We start from the raw sequence: 17,545 nt of genomic DNA, 5'->3' as shown, positions 1-17,545 counted from the left end.
TCAAGCGCATGCGGGACATACTCGTGGTCAAGTGCGGGGGCAACGCCGCCGTACGGTCGGAGGAGATCTGCGCGGACGTCGCCGCCGCGCACCGCGCCGGCAGGCAGGTGGTCCTCGTCCACGGCGGTTCGGCCGACATCGACGGCCTCGCCGTACGCCTGGGAGTGCCTTCCCGGCGGCTCGTCGCCCCGGACGGGGTGTCGACCCGGTACACCGACGAGCGCACGCTCGAAGTGGTGCAGCTCGCGCTGGCCGGCTCCGTCAAACCCCGGCTCCTGACCGAGCTGCGCGCCCGCGGGGTGGACGCGGTCGGGCTGACCGGCCTGGACGCCGGGCTCCTCGTGGCCGCGCGCAAGCCGGCGCACCGGGCCCTCGTCGGCGGGCGCCGGGTCGTGGTCAGGGACGACCACAGCGGACGGATCGTCGACGTGAACGGCGAGTTGCTGTCCACCCTGCTCACGGCGGGCCTGCTGCCCGTGGTGTCGCCACCGGCCCTGGCCCGGGACGGCCGCGTGGTCAACACGGACGCGGACCGCGCCGCCGCGGCCGTCGCGGGCGCCGTCCGGGCGAGCACCCTCGTCCTGCTCACCGGGGCGAGGGGGGTCCTCGCCGACCGGCACGACGAACAGTCCCTGCTGCCGGTCTGCCGCGTTCCCCGCCGGGGCGCGCCCCCGGTGGTCACCGGAGGCATGGGCATCAAGCTGGTCGCGGCGCGCGAGGCGCTGCTTGCCGGAGCGCGCCGCGTCCTGATCGCCGACGGCCGGCGGCCGCATCCGGTGCGGGAGGCCCTGGCGGGCTCGGGCACCGAAGTGCTCCTGGAGGAAGAGTGACGACGCCGACGACGTTCTCCGACCCGGCCGCGGTCGACCTGCTCCACGGCATGCTGCGGATCCCCTCACCGTCGTACGCGGAGTCCGAGCTGGGCCGTTACATGGTGGACGCCATGCGCGGAGCCGGTCTCACCGCGCGGATCGACGCGGCGGGCAACGCGGTCGGGGAGATCCGGCGCGGCCCGGGGCCGACGGTGATGCTGCTCGGGCACATGGACACCGTGCCCGGGGACGTCCCGGTGCGCAGGGTCGGCGACCGCCTGTACGGCAGGGGCGCGGTCGACGCCAAGGGGCCGCTCGCCGCGATGATCTGCGCGGCCGCCGGCAGCACCGGCTTCCGCGGCCGGATCGTGGTCGTGGGCGCGGTGGAGGAGGAGACCTCGCTGTCCCGGGGCGCGGTGGAGATCCGCCGGACGCACGAGCCGCCGGACGCGCTGGTCATCGGGGAGCCCAGCGGCTGCGACACGGTCGTCCTCGGCTACAAGGGAAAGATCGACCTCCGCTACGAGGTGCGGTGCGAGGCGACCCACCCCAGCAACGTCGTGCCCAAGGCGTCCGAGCTGGCGGCCCGGGCGTGGACGGAGCTCCTGGACCTGCTCGGCCCGGAGGCGAGCCATGCCCGGTTCGACGCACCCGGCCCGACCCTGATGTCGATCGAGGGCGGACTGACGTCCGCCACCGCGGAGTTCAGCGTCCGCGTCCCCCCGGGCTTCGACACCGAGAGCCTGGTGGCCGCGCTGGCCGGGCGGACGGCCCCGGGCACGCTCCAGGTCGTCAACGCGGTGCGCGCCTGCCGCGTCGGCCGCAACGACCCCGTGGCGCGGTCCCTGACGGTCGCGATCCGCGCGCAGGGCGGCAGCCCGCGGGCGAAGGTGAAGACCGGCACCTCCGACATGAACACCCTGGCACAGGAGTGGACGACGCCGATGGCCACCTACGGTCCCGGCGACAGCAGCCTGGACCACTCCGACCAGGAACACATCCGGCTGCCCGAGTACCTGTTCGGCATCCGGGTGCTGACCCGGGCGCTGAGCGAGCTGGGCGAGCACTTCACCAGAGAGGGCCGATGAACCAGACGGGGCCGATGAAGCAGACGGGGCCGATGGACCAGACACGACCGATGGACCAGACAGGGCCGATGGACCAGACAGGGCCGATGGACCAGACACGGCTGATGGACCAGACAGGGCCGATGAGCGACGACCACGCGCGCAGGGCACGGGAACGCATCGTGCGCATGTGCGCCAACCCCGAAGGCGGCCACCTCGGCGGCTCGATGTCCCTGGTCGAGATCCTGGTGACGCTCTACCACGACGTGCTGCGGATCGACCCGCGGCTGCCGCGGGCGCCGGACCGGGACATCCTCCTGCTGAGCAAGGGCCACGGCGCGATCGGCCTGTACGCCGTCCTCGCGGGCCGCGGCTTCTTCCCCGAGGAGGGGCTGGCGGGCTACGGCACTCCGGACAGCCCCTTCACCGCGCACCCGAACCCGGCCGTGCCCGGGGTGGAGATGCCGACCGGCTCGCTCGGGCACGGGCTGCCGCTCGGCGTCGGCTTCGCCCTCGCCGCCCGCCTGGACGGCAGCGACCGGCGGTGCTTCGTCGTGCTCGGCGACGGCGAACTGCAGGAGGGCTCGGTCTGGGAGGCCGCGATGGCCGCCGGCGCCCAGGGCCTCGACCGGCTCGTGGCGATCGTGGACCGCAACGGGCTGCAGATCAGCGGCGACACGGAGGAGACCGTGGGCCTCGAACCCCTGGGGGACCGCTGGCGCAGCTTCGGGTGGACGGTGCGCGAGGTCGACGGGCACGACCCCGACCAGCTGCGAACGGCCCTGTCGGACGTCCCGCACACCCCGGGCCGCCCGCACACCCCGGGCCGCCCGCGCACCCCGGGCCGACCGACCGTCGTGCTGGCCCGCACGGTCAAGGGCAGGGGACTGCCCTACATCGAAGGCCAGGCCCGCAGCCACTACGTCCGGCTCACCGAGCGCGGGCACCGGCGTGCCCACGCGGCGGTGACGCGCGGCCGACGACCCTGAGACCACCCCGAACGGAGACGACATGTCCGTCGTGACAGCCGAACCCACCGCGCCGGAGCGGACCCGCGCCGCCCGGGAGGTGTACCGGGACGTCCTGGTCGAGCTGGTCGCCGAGGACGACCGCTACGTGTGCCTGGACAGCGACACCGGCCTGTTCTCCGCGACCTCGTGGGGCGGGGCCGCGCGGCGGTACCTCAACCTCGGCATCGCGGAACAGAACCTGATGGGGGTGGCGGCGGGCCTCGCCAGGTCCGGCCGTGTCCCCTTCGTCAACACCATGGCGACCTTCGCCGCCACCCGCGCGCTGGAAGCGGTGAAGCTCGACATCGCCTACAACGACCTGCCGGTGCGGATCGCCGCCACCCACGGCGGGCTCTCCGCGGGCCACCTCGGCTCCACGCACCACGCGCTGGAGGACCTCGCCGTCATGCGGCTGCTGCCGCACATGACGGTGCTCGTCCCCGCGGACGGCCCCGCCACCGAGAGCCTGGTGCGGGCCGCCGCCGAGCTGCCGGGGCCGGTGTACCTGCGCCTGGGGCGCGGCGCGACGCCCGACCTGGCCGCGCGGGAACCGGTGCGGATCGGCGTCGCGCAGTCCCTGCGCCGGGGCACCGACGTGACGCTGATCGCCACCGGACCGCACCCCGTGCTCGCCGCGGTCGAGGCCGCCGACGCACTGGCCGCCGACGGCGTCGACGCGGCCGTGCTCAACATGCACACGGTCAAACCGCTCGATGTGGAGGCGATCGTCACGGCCGCCACCCGCACGCGCGGCATCGTCACCGTCGAGGAGCACTGGGCGGCCGGGGGCCTCGGTTCCGCCGTGGCCGAGGTCGTGGCCGGCCTGGGCGTCGCCTGTCCCGTACGGCGGGTGGCGGTGGCCGACCGGTTCGCCGCCGGCACCGGCGGGCACCGCCACCTCCTGGCGCGCAACGGGATCACCGCCGCGGCGGTGGCGGAACAGGCGCGGCGGCTGCCGGCCTGAACCGCCCCCGCCGGGGTCACCGACCCGGGAACGCCGAGGACCACTCGGCGTCGGCGATCGTCGACGCGCGCTCCCAGTGCGGCGTGTGGGCCGCCGTCGTGGCGACGGCGGCCAGTGCGTCGCGGTGCTCCCAGACCTTCTCGAACGCGTCGGCGTACCGGTCGAGCAACGGCCCCGCGTCCGGGTGCAGATGCGCCTTCTGCAGGGCGAAGGAGTCGTCGAGGACCCGCAGGGTGGCCGGGAAGTCCTCGGCGCGGTAGGGGCGGTCCACGACGCCGGGCAGCGCCCACGGGTGGCCGCCGAACCCGCGCCGTTCGGTGAACACCCGCTGCGCGGGCAGCGGCTGGAGCTGGTAGGGCGCGGCGGGCACCCCCTCGGCGCGCAGGGCCCGCTGGACGGCGGCGCGCAGCGGGCCCGCGAACGCGTCGGCGAGGCCGAACGCGGCCGGGTCCACCCGGAAGCGCAGGATGTGCCAGGCGTGGGTGCGGTCGCGCGGGACCTCGGGCACCAGGAAGCCGGGGTGCGCGGCCAGCCGTCCCAGGAGCCGGCGGACGTTCTCCTCGCGGACGGCCGCCTCGGCGGGGAACCGCGCCAGACGGCTCCGCGTGAAGGCCGCCTGCACGGCGTTCGGCTTGCAGTTCCAGCCCAGCAGGTGCGCCACGTAACTGCGGTCGCCGTCGGCGGGGATGAGCTCCCCGAACTGCCGCAGCATGGTCGCCCTCGTCGCCACGTCCGCGTCGTCGGTCGTGACCAGGCCGCCCTCACCGCACGTGGCGAGGTTCTTGCTGACGTTGAGACTGAAGGTGTTCGCGGCGCCGACCGAGCCCACCGCCCGGCCCCGGTACCGCGCGCCGTGCGCCTGCGCGGCGTCCTCGACCACGGCGATCCCGTGCCGGGCGGCGATCGCGGTGATCCGGTCCAGGTCGGCGGGCAGGCCGTGCAGGTGGACCACGACGACGGCCTTGGTGCGGGGCGTGATCGCGGCCTCGAACGCCGCGGGGTCCAGGTTGAACGTGACGGGGTCGATGTCCGCGAACACCGGCACGGCCATGAGGTGCAGCGGGGCGATGGCGCTGCCGATGAAGCTCAGGGCGGGCACGACGACCTCGTCACCGGCCCCCACGCCCACGGCGCCCAGCGCGACCGACAGCGCCGCGGTCCCGTTGCTCACCGCCACGCAGTGCCCGGTACCGACCTGCCGCGCCCACTCCCGCTCCAGACCCGCGATCTCCCGCTCCCCCGACGAGGCGGAGGTGAACCGGCCGGACCGCAGGACCCGCAGCACCGCCTGCTCGTCCTGCTCGGTCACCATCGGCCAGGGCCTGATCCGCTGCCCCCTGGGCACGGCTCGGGCGCCGCCGAACATCGCGAGGTCGGCCACCGACCGGGCCGGTTGCTGGATTGTCACCGTTGAGCCTCTTCCCGCTGGGATTCCGTGGTTCCGTACGAACGTCGCGCCTGTCAGTGTCGGCGCCCGTTGTCGCGCCCGGCGGCAGTCGCACCGGCAATTGCGGCGCCCTTTCCCGCGGCCCTCCCGGTATTGCCGCCGCGACTGCCGCCGGCTCCGTCCGCCGCTCGATAGCTTCGTCCTCGATTCCAGCCCGGACCCGGAATGAGGGAATACGTGACCAGCCCTTTCGATGGACCGAATGCGGGGGACGCCGGGCGCGTTCCGGTCACCGCGCGCCAGCGTCTCCTGTGCGAACTGGTCGCCGACGTGCTCCGGGTGGGCGACGTACGGCTCGACGACGGCTTCGTGGCGCTCGGCGGCGACAGCATCATCGCCATGCAACTCGTCAGCCGGGCGCGGAAGGCCGGTCTGCGGATCACCGTGGGCGACGTGCTGGTCCACCGGGACATGGAGGCACTGGCGCAGGCGGCCACCCCGGTCGGCCAGGAGCCTGCGCCGGTCGCGGACAGCGGGGTGGGGCCGGTCGTCACCACCCCCATCGTCCAGTGGTTCCGGGAGCGCGGCGGCGGGGTGGACACCTACCACCAGCTCGCGGTCCTGCGGACCCCCGCCGGGCTGACGGAGGCGCGCCTGACCGCCATGGCGCAGGCCCTGCTCGACCACCACGACGCCCTGCGCCTGCGGCTGTCCGTGCGCGGCGGCTCGGGGGACTGGGCGCTGGAGACCCTGCCGGTGGGCTCGGTCGACGCGGCCCCGGCCGTCCGGCGGGTCGACGTGGCGCGGCGCCCCGAGGGCGAGTGGGCCGCGCTGGTGCGGCAGGAGTCCGACGCGGCACGCGACAGGCTGCGCCCGCGGGAGGGCGCCGTCCTCCAGGCCGTGTGGTGCGACGCCGGACCGCGGCGCCGGGGCCTGCTCGCGCTGGTCGTCCACCACCTGGCCGTCGACTCCCTCTCCTGGCGCGTCCTGGCCGACGACCTCGCGACGGCCTGGCGAGCGGTCGAGCAGAACGCCCCGATCGCCCTCGATCCGGTGCCGACCTCGTTCCGCCGCTGGTCCGAAGTCCTCGGTGAGCGGGCACGGGCGCGGGCCGGCGCCGCCGAACTGCCCGGCTGGCTCGACCGGTTGCGCCCCGGCGCCGCCCGGTTCGGCGACCGGGCGCGGGTGCCCGGCCGCGACCTGGAGAGCCGGGACCGGAGCTTCACCGCGTCCCTGTCGGCCGAGGTCACGGAGGAGCTCCTGACCACGGTCCCGGCGCTGTTCCACGCCGACGTCAACGACGTACTCCTCACCGGCCTCGCGCTGGCGCTGGACGACTGGCACCGCCGGCGCGGCACCGAGGGCGACGGCACCGCGCTGCTGCACCTGGAGGGCCACGGCCGCGAAGGCGCGCTCGGGGACCTCGACCTGTCCCGGACCGTGGGCTGGTTCACCAGCATGTTCCCGGTCAGGCTCGACCTCGGGGAGCTGGACCGGGCCGAGGTGGACGCCGCCGGGCCCGCCGTGGGCACCGCGGTGAAGCGCGTCAAGGAGCAGGTGCGCGGCATCCCCGACAAGGGAGTCCGCTACGGCCTCCTGCGCTATCTGAACCCCGACACCGGACCGCTCCTCGAACAGGCGGCCCGGCCGGAGCTCGTCTTCAACTACCTGGGCCGCTTCGCGGTCCCGGACGACACCGATTGGTCGGTCGTACCGGAGTACGGCACCGGCCTGGACGGCACCGGGCCCGGTATGCCCATGGCCCACAGCGTCGAGGCCAACGTGGCCACGGTGGACGGGACGGACGGTCCGGTGCTGCGGGCCACCTGGACCTGGGCCGACAGCGTCGTGTCCGAGGCGGACACCCGCGAGCTGGCCGCGACGTGGTTCCGGATGCTCCGGCTCCTGGTCACGCACGCCCGCGAACCCGGAGCGGGCGGACTCACCCCGTCCGACCTGACCCTGAGCTCGCTCAGCCAGCACGAACTCGAAGAAATCGAATCCGATCTGCGGGCGGTCTGAGGGAGTGGCACAGAACATGAGCCGATCAGTGGTCGAGGACGTCCTTCCCCTGTCGCCCCTGCAGGAAGGGCTGCTTTTCCACGCGTCGTTCGACCGGGAAAAGCACAGTCCCTATCTCGCGCAATTCGCGGTGGACCTCGACGGACCGGTGGACACCGCGCTCCTGAGGGCGGCCGCGGAAACCGTGCTGCGGCGCCACGCCACGCTGCGGTCCGGATTCCGCCACCGGGCGTCGGGTGAACCGATACGCGTGGTCCGCCGCGACGCCCGCCTGGACTGGCGGGAGACCGACCTGGGCGAGGAAGGCGACGCGCGGGAGCGGTTCGCCGAACTGACCGAGCGGGACTGGGCGCTGGGCATCGACGTCGGCGGATCGTCGCTGATCCGGTTCACCCTCGCCCGGCACACCGCCCACCGCCACCGGCTCCTCGTCACCGCCCACCACCTCCTGCTGGACGGATGGTCCTTCGCCCTGCTGTTCCAGGAGCTGTTCGCGGTGTACTCCCGCGGCGGCGGCACCGCCGGCCTGGCGCCGGTGCGCCCGTACCGGGACTACCTGGCGTGGCTGGCGCGCCAGGACCGGGACGCCGCGGAACGGCACTGGGCGGCGGCCCTGGAGGGGGTCGACGAACCCACCCGTGTCGCGCCCGCCGACTCCCGGACGGGACCGCCGCCCGAGGAGGTGGCGGTGCTGCTGCCGGCGGAGACGACGGCGCTGCTCACCGCGCACGCCCGGCACCACCACGTCCTGCTCAACACGGTGTGCCAAGGGGTGTGGGCCGTCCTGGTGGGCTCGCTCACCGGGAGCGACGACGTCGTGTTCGGCTCGACGGTCAGCGGCCGCCCGGCGGAGCTGACCGGCGCGGACTCGATGATCGGGATGCTCATCAACACGGTCCCGGTGCGGGTGCGCCTGGACCGGGCGGCCTCGGTCAGCGCGCTGTTCGAGCAGATCCAGGCGGGGCGTGCCGCGTCGCTCGACCACGACCACCTCGGCCTGACGGACATCCAGCGCCTCACCGGGTGCCCCACCGCGCTCTTCGACACCAACGTGGTCTTCGACAACTTCCCGATGCACGACTACAAGGTCGACTCGCCCGACGGCGACCTCGACGTCGGCGTCACCTTCCGCGACAGCGCGCACTACCCGCTGACCCTCGCCGTCGAACCGGGCGAGCGGCTCTCCCTGCGCCTGCACTACCGTCCGGACCTGTTCACCGCCGCCGAGGCGGCCGGCCTCGCCGCGCGCCTGAGGCTGCTCCTCGAACAGGTGGCCGCGGACCCGGACCAGCCGCTCGCCGCGCTGACCCTGCTCCCGCCCGAGCAGCACGAGAAGGTCGTACGGCAGTGGAACGACACCGCGGTCGAGCTGCCCGGGGTCACGCTCGCCGAGCTGTGGGCGGAGCAGGTCCGGCGCACACCGCACGCCACGGCCCTGGTGGCGCCCGACGCGCGCCTGACCTACGCCGAACTGGCCGCCCGCGTGACCCGCCTGGCGTCACGGCTCGCCCACGCGGGCGCGGGACCCGAGCGGGTCGTGGCCGTGGCGCTGCCCCGGTCGGTGGAGCTCGTGGTGGCGGTCCTCGCCGTGGTCGAGGCGGGCGCGGCCTACCTCCCGCTGGACCTGGACCACCCCGCCGGGCGGATCGCCGCGATGGTCGAGGACGCGGAGCCGGTCCTGGTGCTGACCGACGCGCAGGGCGCCGGCGCCCTTCCCGGCTCCCTGCCGAAGCTGCTGCTCGACGAGCCGGTCGCGCCCGCTCCCGCCCGGCCGGTGCCGCCGCGTCCGGCGCACCCCGCGTACGTCATCTTCACCTCCGGCTCCACCGGGCGGCCCAAGGGCGTCATGGTCCCGCACGCCGCCGTCGTCAACCGCCTGCTGTGGATGCAGGGGAAGTACCGGCTCACCGGCGCCGACCGGGTGCTGCAGAAGACCCCGGCCGGTTTCGACGTGTCGGTCTGGGAGTTCTTCTGGCCGCTGATCTCCGGCGCGACCCTGGTCGTGGCGAAGCCCGGCGGACACCGCGACCCCGGTTACCTCGCCGATCTGATGCGGCGCGAGGCGGTCACCGTCACGCACTTCGTGCCCCCCATGCTGCACGCGTTCCTCCAGGAGCCCGGTGCGGCCGGCTGCACGAGCCTGCGCCTGGTCGTCTGCAGCGGCGAGGCCCTGCCCGCGTCGACGCAACGCGCGCTGTTCACCACGCTCGGCACCGCCGAGCTGCACAACCTCTACGGCCCCACCGAGGCCGCCGTCGACGCGACCTACTGGCCGTGCCGCCGTGGCGACGACAGGCGTACGGTGCCCATCGGCCGGCCGCTGGCCAACGTGTCGGCGTTCGTCCTCGACGGCGCGCTGCGGCCGGTGCCGCCCGGGGTGGTGGGTGAGCTGTACCTGAGCGGGATCCAGCTCGCCCGGGGCTACACCGGGCGGCCCGCGCTGACCGCCGAGAGGTTCGTGGCCTGCCCGTTCACGGCGGGGGAGCGGATGTACCGGACCGGTGACCTGGTCCGGTGGACCGCCGACGGGGAGCTGGAGTACGTCGGCCGCGCGGACGCGCAGGTGAAGATCCGGGGCTTCCGCGTGGAGCCCGGCGAGGTCGAGGCCGTGCTGGCCGGCCACCCCGAGGTGGCCCAGGCCGCGGTCGTCCTCCGGGAGGACCGGCCGGGCGACCCCCGCCTGGTCGCGTACGCCGTGTCCCGCTCGCAAGGGCTCACGGGCCGGGAGCTGCGCCGGTTCGCGGCGGAGAGCCTGCCCGAGTACATGGTCCCCGCGGCCGTGGCCCTCGTCGAGGCCGTGCCGACGACGGTGAACGGGAAACTCGACCGGGCCGCCCTGCCGGAGCCCGACCGGACCGCGGGCGCCGCCCGGGAACCGCGGAGCCCGCGCGAGGAGATCCTGTGCGCGCTCTTCGCGGACGTGCTCGGGGTGCCCCGCGTGGGGATCGACGACGACTTCTTCGACCTGGGAGGGCACTCCCTCCTCGCGCTCCGGCTGCTCTCCCGGGTCCGGTCGGTCCTGGGCGAGGGGTTCGAGATCCGGGACCTGTTCGCCGCGCCCACCGCGGCCGGCCTCGCCCGGCTGACCGGGGCCGCGCGCCCGGCGCTGACCGCCCGCGCGGGCGCGGAGCCCGTGCCGCTGTCGTCCGCCCAGCGGCGGCTGTGGTTCCTGAACCGGATGGAGCGCGGCGAAGGGACGTACAACGTGCCCGTCGCGGTCCGGCTCACCGGGACGGTGGACCGCGACGCCCTGGCACAGGCGCTCGCCGACGTGGCGGAGCGGCACGAGAGCCTGCGCACGGTCTTCCCCGAGGAGGGCGGCGAGCCGCGCCCGGTGGTGCTCGACGCGGTCCCCGGGATCGAGGTCGTCGAGGTGGCGCCGCCCGGCCTCGCCGACGCCGTGGCCGAGCGGGTGCGGCACCGGTTCGACCTCACCGAGGACGCGCCCCTGCGGACCACGCTGTTCCGGCTCGGCCCCGAGGAGCAGGTACTGCTGCTGGTCGTCCAGCACATCGCGGCCGACGGCTGGTCCCTGCGCCCGCTCCTGCGGGACCTGGGCCTCGCGTACAGCGCCCGCCGGGAGGGGACCGCGCCCGCCTGGCCGCCGCAGCCGGTGCGCTACGCCGACCACACGCTGTGGCAGCGGGAGCTGCTCGGCGACGCCGAGGACCCGGCGAGCCTGCTGAGCCGCCAACGGGACTACTGGCGCGCGCAGTTGGCCGATCTGCCCGCCGAGCTGACGCTGCCGGTGGACCGGCCCCGCCCCGCGGTGGCGGCACACTCCGGTGGCACCGTGGCCGTCCACTGGGGACCGGAGCTGCACACCGGGCTGCTCGGCCTCGCCAGGTCCGCCGGCTGCACGCTGTTCATGGTGGTGCAGGCGGGCTTCGCGGCGCTGCTGACCCGGATGGGCGCGGGCACCGACATCCCCTTCGGCACCCCGGTGGCCGGCCGGTCGGACAGCGCGCTCGACGACGTGGTCGGGTTCTTCGTCAACACCCTGGTGCTGCGCACCGACACCGCGGGCGACCCCGCCTTCGCCGAACTGCTGCGCCGGGTCCGGGAGACCGACCTGGAGGCGTTCGCCCACCAGGACGTCCCGTTCGAGCGCCTCGTCGAGGACGTGCGGCCCGAGCGGTCGCTGTCCCGCAACCCCCTGTTCCAGGTCATGGTCCAGGTGCAGCACGCCGAGACCACCGCCCCGGACTTCGCGGGCCTCAAGGCCGAGCGGGCCCCGGTGGACTGGGACGCCGCCAAGTTCGACCTCAGTCTTGAACTGGTGGACGAACGCGACACCCAGGGCGCACCGGCCGGCCTGACCGGCTACCTGGAGTACGCCGACGAGCTGTTCGACCGGACCACCGCCGAACAGCTCGTGGCGCGCCTGCGGCGGCTCCTGGAGCAGGTGCTCGCCGCCCCGGACCGGCCGATCGGCGCCGTCGACGTGCTCTCGGCCGAGGAGCGGCGCCGCCTCCTGCCCGGGCGCCCCGCGCCCGCGCAGCAGACCACGTTCCTGCCCGACGCGTTCCAGGAGCAGGCCGCCCGCACGCCGGACGCGACGGCGCTGGTCTTCGAGGACACCGCGCTGACCTACGCCGAACTCGACGCGCGCGCCACCCGCCTGGCCCACCGCCTCGTGCGCCGGGGCGCGGGACCCGACCGGGTGGTGGCGGTCGCCCTGCCCCGGTCCGTGGACCTGGTGGTCGCGCTCCTGGCCGTACACAAGTCGGGCGCCGCGTTCCTGTTCGTCGACACGGCGTACCCGGCCCGGCGGATCGCCTACCTGCTGGAGGACTCCGGCGCCGCCCTGGTCGTCACCGACAGCGTGTCCGCCGCGTCGCTGCCCGCCCGCGACCCGGTGCTCGTCGACGCCCCCGCGCCCGACGACGCGCCCTCGGAGCAGCTCGGGACCGCGGTCACCGCGGACCATCCGGCCTACGTCGTGTACACCTCGGGGTCGACCGGCCGCCCCAAGGGCGTGATGGTGACCCACGGCGGGCTCGCCAACCTGCTGGCCTTCTACCGCGCGGAGGTCATCGCCACCGCCGAGCGGACCCGCGGCTCCCGGCGCTGCCGGATGGCCCTGACGGCGTCCCTCTCCTTCGACACCTCGGTCGTCGGCCTGCTGTGGCAGGCAGCCGGCCACGAACTGCACCTCATCGGCGACGACACCCGCCGCGACCCCGCCGCCATGGCCCGGTACCTGGACCGGTGCGGCATCGACGCCCTCGACGTGATGCCCAGCTACGCCGAGGAACTGATCCGGCAGGGGATGCTCGACCCGGCCCGCACCCCGCCCGCGGTCGTGATGACCGGCGCGGAGACGGTGGGCGAGAAGCTGTGGGCACGCGTCCGGGAGACCGAGGGCCTCACGGTCTACAACATCTACGGGCAGACCGAGACCACGGTGGACAGCTGCTTCTGGTCGTCGGACGAGAGCGACCGGCCCCTGATCGGCCGCCCGATCGCCGGGGTGGACGTGTTCGTGCTCGACGAGGGACTGCGGCCCGTACCGCCGCGCGTGGTCGGCGAGCTGTACGTCGCGGGCGCCCAGGTGGCGCGCGGCTACGTCAACCGTCCCGGACTGACCGCGGAACGGTTCGTGGCGAACCCGTTCGACCCGGGCCGGCGCATGTACCGCACGGGCGACCTGGTCCGGTGGACCGGCGACGGCGCGCTGGAGTTCCTCGGCCGCGCCGACGACCAGGTCAAGATCCGCGGCTTCCGGGTCGAACTCGGCGAGGTCGAGGCGGTCCTGGCCCGCCACGAGGGCGTCGCCCACGCGGTGGCGGTCCTGCGCGAGGACCACCCCGGGGACAGGCGCCTCGTCGGATACGTGCTCGCGCGGGACACCGCACTCGACGCGCGGCGCCTGCGCGACTTCGCACGGCAGCACCTGCCGGACCACATGGTGCCCGCCGCGGTCGTGGTCGTCGACGAACTGCCGCTGACACCCAACGGAAAGGTGGACAGCGCCGCGCTGCCGCGCCCGGCGTACCCCGTCGGCACCCGGCGCGCGCCGCGCGACCTCCGCGAGGAACTCCTGTGCGGCCTGTTCGCGGACGTGCTCGGCCGCGAGACGGTGGGGATCGACGACGGCTTCTTCGACCTCGGCGGCCACTCCCTGCTGGCGGTACGGCTGAGCAGCAAGGCGCGCTCCGTCCTCGGCGTGGAGCTGCCGGCCCGGCTGCTGTTCGCCACCCCGACCGTGGCCGGCCTCGCGGAGAGCCTCGACGGCATGCTGCCCGCCCGCCCGCCGCTGCGGGCGGCGGACCGCCCGGACGCCCTGCCCCTGTCCTACGCCCAGCAGCGGCTGTGGTTCCTGAGCCGCTGGGAGGAGACGGGCACCAGCTACAACCTGCCCGTCGCCCTGCGGCTGACCGGGCCGTTGGACAGCGGGGCCCTCGCCCAAGCGCTCTCCGACGTCACGGACCGGCACGAGAGCCTGCGGACGGTCTTCGTCGAGCAGGGCGACCGGCCGGTGCAGTCGGTGCTCGTGCCGGGGGAGGCCCGGCCGGAGCCGGTGCGCCACGAGGTGTCCGAGGCCGACGTCGAGGCGGCGGTGCGCGCGGCCGCGGACCACCGCTTCGACCTGGCCGCGCAACCGCCCCTGAACGCCCACCTGTTCGCGACGGGCCCGGAGGACCACCTCCTGCTCCTGGTGTTCCACCACATCGTCTGCGACGGCTGGTCGCTCGGACCGCTCCTGCGCGACCTCTCCACCGCCTACGCCGCCCGCACCCGGGGCGAGGCCCCCCGGTGGGGCGCACTGCCGGTGCAGTACGCCGACTACGCGCTGTGGCAGCGGGACCTGCTCGGCGGTGAGGACGACCAGGACAGCCTGCTGTCCCGTCAGCTCGGCCACTGGCGGGCCGCACTGGACGGCCTGCCGGTGGAGCTGGCCCTGCCCACGGACCGGCCCCGGCCCGAGACGAGCGACTTCGCGGGAGGGTCGGCGGCCGTCGTGTGGGGCCCCGAACTCCACCGCGCCCTGCTCGCGCTCGCCAAGGAGCACCACTGCACCCTGTTCATGGTGCTCCAGGCCGGATGCGCCGCTCTGCTCAGCAGGCTGGGCGCGGGGACGGACATCCCGATCGGCACCCCGGTGGCGGGCCGCACGGACAGCGCGCTCGACGACGTGGTCGGGTTCTTCGTCAACACGGTGGTCCTGCGGACCGACGTCTCGGGCACCCCCGGCTTCGCGGAGCTGCTCCGCCGCGTCCGGGCCACCGACCTCGCGGCCTACGAGCACCAGGACGTCCCGTTCGAGCGGCTGGTCGAAGCGGTGAACCCGCCCCGCTCGCCCGGCCGCCACCCGCTCTTCCAGGTCATGGTCCAGCTCCAGCACGCGACCGACGGGCCCGCGTTCCCCGGGCTGCGGGCGGCCGAGTGGCCGGTCCCGTCGACCACCGCGAAGTTCGACCTGGTGATCGACGTGGAGGAGCGGCTCGACCGGGACGGGGCACCGGCCGGACTCTTCGGCGCCCTGACGTACGCGACCGCGCTGTTCGACGCCTCGACGGGGGAGCGGCTCGCGGACGGCCTGCGCCGTCTGCTCCAGCAGGCCGCCGAGGACCCGGAGCGGCCGATCGCCGACCTCGACGTACCCCCGGTCCAGGACCGGCGGGCCCCCGCCGCCACCGGGCACCCGGCTCCGGCGCGGGACGCGGCACCGGCCGTCGCCGGGCACCCGGCTCCGGCAGGGGACGCGGTACCGGCCGCCGCCGGACCGCGTACGGCGCACGAGGAGGTGCTCGGCGAGCTGTTCGCCGCGGTGCTCGGCCTGGACTCGGTCGGCGCCGACGACAACTTCTTCGCCCTGGGCGGGCATTCGCTGCTGGCGACCAAGCTGATCTCCCGGGTGCGTTCGGCCCTGGGGCTCGAACTGCCGGTCCGCGCGTTCTTCCGGTCCCCGACCGTCGCCGGGGTCGCCGCGTACCTGGCGACCGCCCGGCCCGCCCGCCCGGCGCTGCGGCCGGCCACAGCGCGCTGACCGCAGGGCGTACGGACACCGACACACCTGGGAGACGGACCCCATGCTCACCATGTTCGGACTGGAACTGACGGAAGAAGCGGTGTACCGGGAGACGCGCACTTCGCCCGCGCCGGACGCCGAGGCGATCGCCCACCGGCTGGCCGTCGCGCCGGACCTGGTCCGCGCCTGCCTCGACCGGCTGCTCGAACTCGGCCTGGTACGGCACTCCTTCGAGGTGCCGGGCGGTTTCACCGCGGTCGACCCGGTCCTGGGCCTGCGGCAGTCGCTGGCCGGCCAGCACGAGGAGCTGATGCGCCGGCAGCGGCGGCTCGCCGAGACCCACGCCGAGGTCGTCGGCCTGCTCATGTCCGGGGCGTCCGGTCTGTCGGGCAGGGCCGAGCAGGTCGAGCGGCTCCTGGGCAGGGACGAGGTGCAGAGCCGGGTGGACCGCCTGGCCGGGGAGGCCACCCGCGAGGTGCTGACCTTCCGGCCCGGCGGCGCGCGGTCGGCGCCGGAGCTCATGGCGTCGCGCCGGAACGACGCGGCGCTGCTGAGCCGCTCGGTGTCGATCCGGACCGTCGGCACGGACACCGGCTCCTACGACGCCGCGACGCTGGCCCACGTGCGCTGGCTGACCGGCAACGGGGGCCAGTTCCGCGCCTGTGCGGCCGAGCTGCCGCACCTGACCCTGGTCGACGGCGCGGTCGCCCTGGTCCCCGCCGACCCGCGGGACCCGGCGGCGGGCGCGCTCCACGTGACCGACCCCGGCCTCGTCACCCCGCTGCTCGTCCTGTTCGAACAGACCTGGTCGTCGGCCACCCCGCTGGACGCCGTCCGGCCCGCGGCGGGCGACGCCCCGAGCGGCACGGAACTGGCCCTGCTCGGGCTGGTCGCCCAGGGGTGCACCGACGCCGCCGCTGCGGCCCGGCTCCACATCTCCCACCGGACCGCCCGCCGCATCATGGCGGCGCTGATGGAGCGCCTCGGCGCCCGCAGCCGTTTCGAGGCCGGGGTCAAGGCCGCCCGGCTCGGCTGGCTCTGACCGCCGGGGTCGGGCCGCCCGGCCCCGACCGCCGCCGTCGAGGCCGCCCGGGCCGCCTCCGACCGCCGCCCAAGCCCACCGCACCACCTCCCACCCCACGCACGCCGCTGGCCGGTCCTCGACGTCCGGCCCGGCCCCCTGGAAAGGACACCTCCGTGCGCAACCCCTTCGACGACGACAACGGCTCCTACCTCGTGCTGGTCAACGCGGAGCGGCAGCACTCCCTGTGGCCCGCGGCCATCGACGTGCCCGCCGGCTGGTCCACCGCGTTCGGCGCCGCCACGCGGACCGCGTGCCTGGACCACGTCGAGGAGCACTGGACGGACATGCGGCCCGCGAGCCTCGTGGCCGCGATGAACGGGGCCTGACCGATGGCAGCGAACGCCACCGGCACCCCCGGGGCCGGGCCGATACCCGCCGGGGCGTCCCGGTGAACGGCGTACGGGACACTACGAACCGCGGACGGGACACTGCGAACCGCGGACGGGACACTCCGAACGGCGTCCGGGACACCACGGTGGTGCCCCTGCACCGGGCGCCGGGCGCCGGGCGCACGCTGGTCGGCCTGAGCTTCTTCGGCGGCGGCACGGCCGCGTACCGGCCCTGGACCACGAGCATGCCCGCCGGGACGGACCTGGTCGTGCTCTGCTACCCCGGCAGGGAGGGGCGGTTCACCGAGCCCTTCGCCCGGGACTGGGACGAGCTGGCCGACGGCGTCACCCGGGCGCTGTCCACCGCCGGCCTCGGCCCGTACGTCCTCTTCGGGCACAGCATGAGCGGCTGGCTGGCCTTCGACGTGGCCGCCCGGCTGGAGCGGGCCGGGGCGCCGGGGCCGGACGCGCTCGTCCTCTCCTCCTGCAACGCTCCCGACCGGGGCCTGACCGACAGCGAACGCCTCCCCGCCCACCAGGACGGCGACGACCGCATCCTGGAGTGGATGGGCACCTACGGCCTGCTGCCCCCGCACGTCCGTGACGACGACGACCTCACCGAACTGGCCGTTGAGCTGATGCGGGCCGACATCGGCGTCCGGGACACCTTCGCCTACTCCGGCGCCACGGTGACCGTGCCGCTCCAGGTGTTCACCGGTGCCGACGACCCGCTGATCGGCGCCGACGCCGGCGCCCGGTGGAGCGGCCTGACCTCCGGCCCGTACCGGCACGACGTGCTCGGCGGCGGCCACTTCTACACCCCGGAGATCTGGCGGGCCCTGCCGAGCCTGATCCGTCCCGCCCGTCCCGCCGCAACCGGCTCCGCCTCCTGAGG

The 17,545-nt window shown here is 75.1% G+C and carries 10 protein-coding genes; 9 read left to right on the top strand and 1 reads right to left on the bottom strand.

The features are described 5' to 3' along the window. The first annotated feature begins 8 nt into the window (after positions 1 to 8). Genes QK440_RS20295 through QK440_RS20280 form a run of 4 tightly spaced genes read left to right on the top strand, consistent with a single transcriptional unit; the run spans position 9 to position 3,853 of the window. Entirely contained in the window at positions 9 to 830 is an 822-nt protein-coding gene (locus QK440_RS20295; RefSeq protein ID WP_282794576.1) for a [LysW]-aminoadipate kinase, read from the top strand. Continuing rightward, positions 827 to 1,900 carry a M20/M25/M40 family metallo-hydrolase gene (locus QK440_RS20290; RefSeq protein ID WP_282794575.1) on the top strand — a complete coding sequence of 358 codons (1,074 nt, stop codon included), beginning with the start codon at positions 827 to 829 and terminating at the stop codon, positions 1,898 to 1,900. Before QK440_RS20295 ends, QK440_RS20290 begins: the two co-directional genes overlap by 4 nt. A 32-nt stretch (positions 1,901 to 1,932) precedes the next feature. After that, the gene (locus QK440_RS20285; RefSeq protein ID WP_282794574.1) at positions 1,933 to 2,868 is read left to right on the top strand and encodes a transketolase; all 936 of its coding nucleotides are present in this window, start codon (positions 1,933 to 1,935) and stop codon (positions 2,866 to 2,868) included. Positions 2,869 to 2,890: 22 nt separating this feature from the next. Then, a complete protein-coding gene (locus QK440_RS20280) occupies positions 2,891 to 3,853 on the top strand; it encodes a transketolase C-terminal domain-containing protein (RefSeq protein WP_282794573.1) in 963 nt (320 codons plus the stop codon). Between the two features lie 16 nt (positions 3,854 to 3,869). Here the strand turns inward: QK440_RS20280 and QK440_RS20275 are convergent, their stop codons facing one another. Beyond that, the gene (locus QK440_RS20275) at positions 3,870 to 5,261 is read right to left on the bottom strand and encodes a DegT/DnrJ/EryC1/StrS family aminotransferase (protein ID WP_282794572.1); all 1,392 of its coding nucleotides are present in this window, start codon (positions 5,259 to 5,261) and stop codon (positions 3,870 to 3,872) included. A 216-nt stretch (positions 5,262 to 5,477) separates the two neighbouring features. Here QK440_RS20275 and QK440_RS20270 point away from each other — a divergent pair, with 216 nt between their 5' ends. From QK440_RS20270 to QK440_RS20250, 5 genes are all read left to right on the top strand, one after another. After that, on the top strand, positions 5,478 to 7,262 hold the full coding sequence (locus QK440_RS20270) for a condensation domain-containing protein (RefSeq protein ID WP_282794571.1): 1,785 nt from the start codon (positions 5,478 to 5,480) through the stop codon (positions 7,260 to 7,262). A 16-nt stretch (positions 7,263 to 7,278) separates the two neighbouring features. Next, positions 7,279 to 15,255, top strand: coding sequence for a non-ribosomal peptide synthetase (locus QK440_RS20265; RefSeq protein ID WP_282794570.1), 7,977 nt, complete (start codon positions 7,279 to 7,281; stop codon positions 15,253 to 15,255). A gap of 43 nt (positions 15,256 to 15,298) precedes the next feature. Next, positions 15,299 to 16,279: a helix-turn-helix transcriptional regulator gene (locus QK440_RS20260; protein WP_282794569.1), complete on the top strand. Its 981-nt coding sequence runs from the start codon at positions 15,299 to 15,301 to the stop codon at positions 16,277 to 16,279. A gap of 155 nt (positions 16,280 to 16,434) precedes the next feature. Continuing rightward, entirely contained in the window at positions 16,435 to 16,647 is a 213-nt protein-coding gene (locus QK440_RS20255; RefSeq protein WP_282794568.1) for an MbtH family protein, read from the top strand. Between the two features lie 152 nt (positions 16,648 to 16,799). Further along, positions 16,800 to 17,543: an alpha/beta fold hydrolase gene (locus QK440_RS20250; protein WP_282794567.1), complete on the top strand. Its 744-nt coding sequence runs from the start codon at positions 16,800 to 16,802 to the stop codon at positions 17,541 to 17,543. The last annotated feature ends 2 nt before the right edge of the window (positions 17,544 to 17,545 follow it).

This window comes from Streptomyces sp. CC224B (assembly GCF_030010595.1).
Lineage (GTDB): Bacteria > Actinomycetota > Actinomycetes > Streptomycetales > Streptomycetaceae > Streptomyces > Streptomyces longispororuber.
This window is presented reverse-complemented; position numbering and strand designations above follow the sequence as displayed.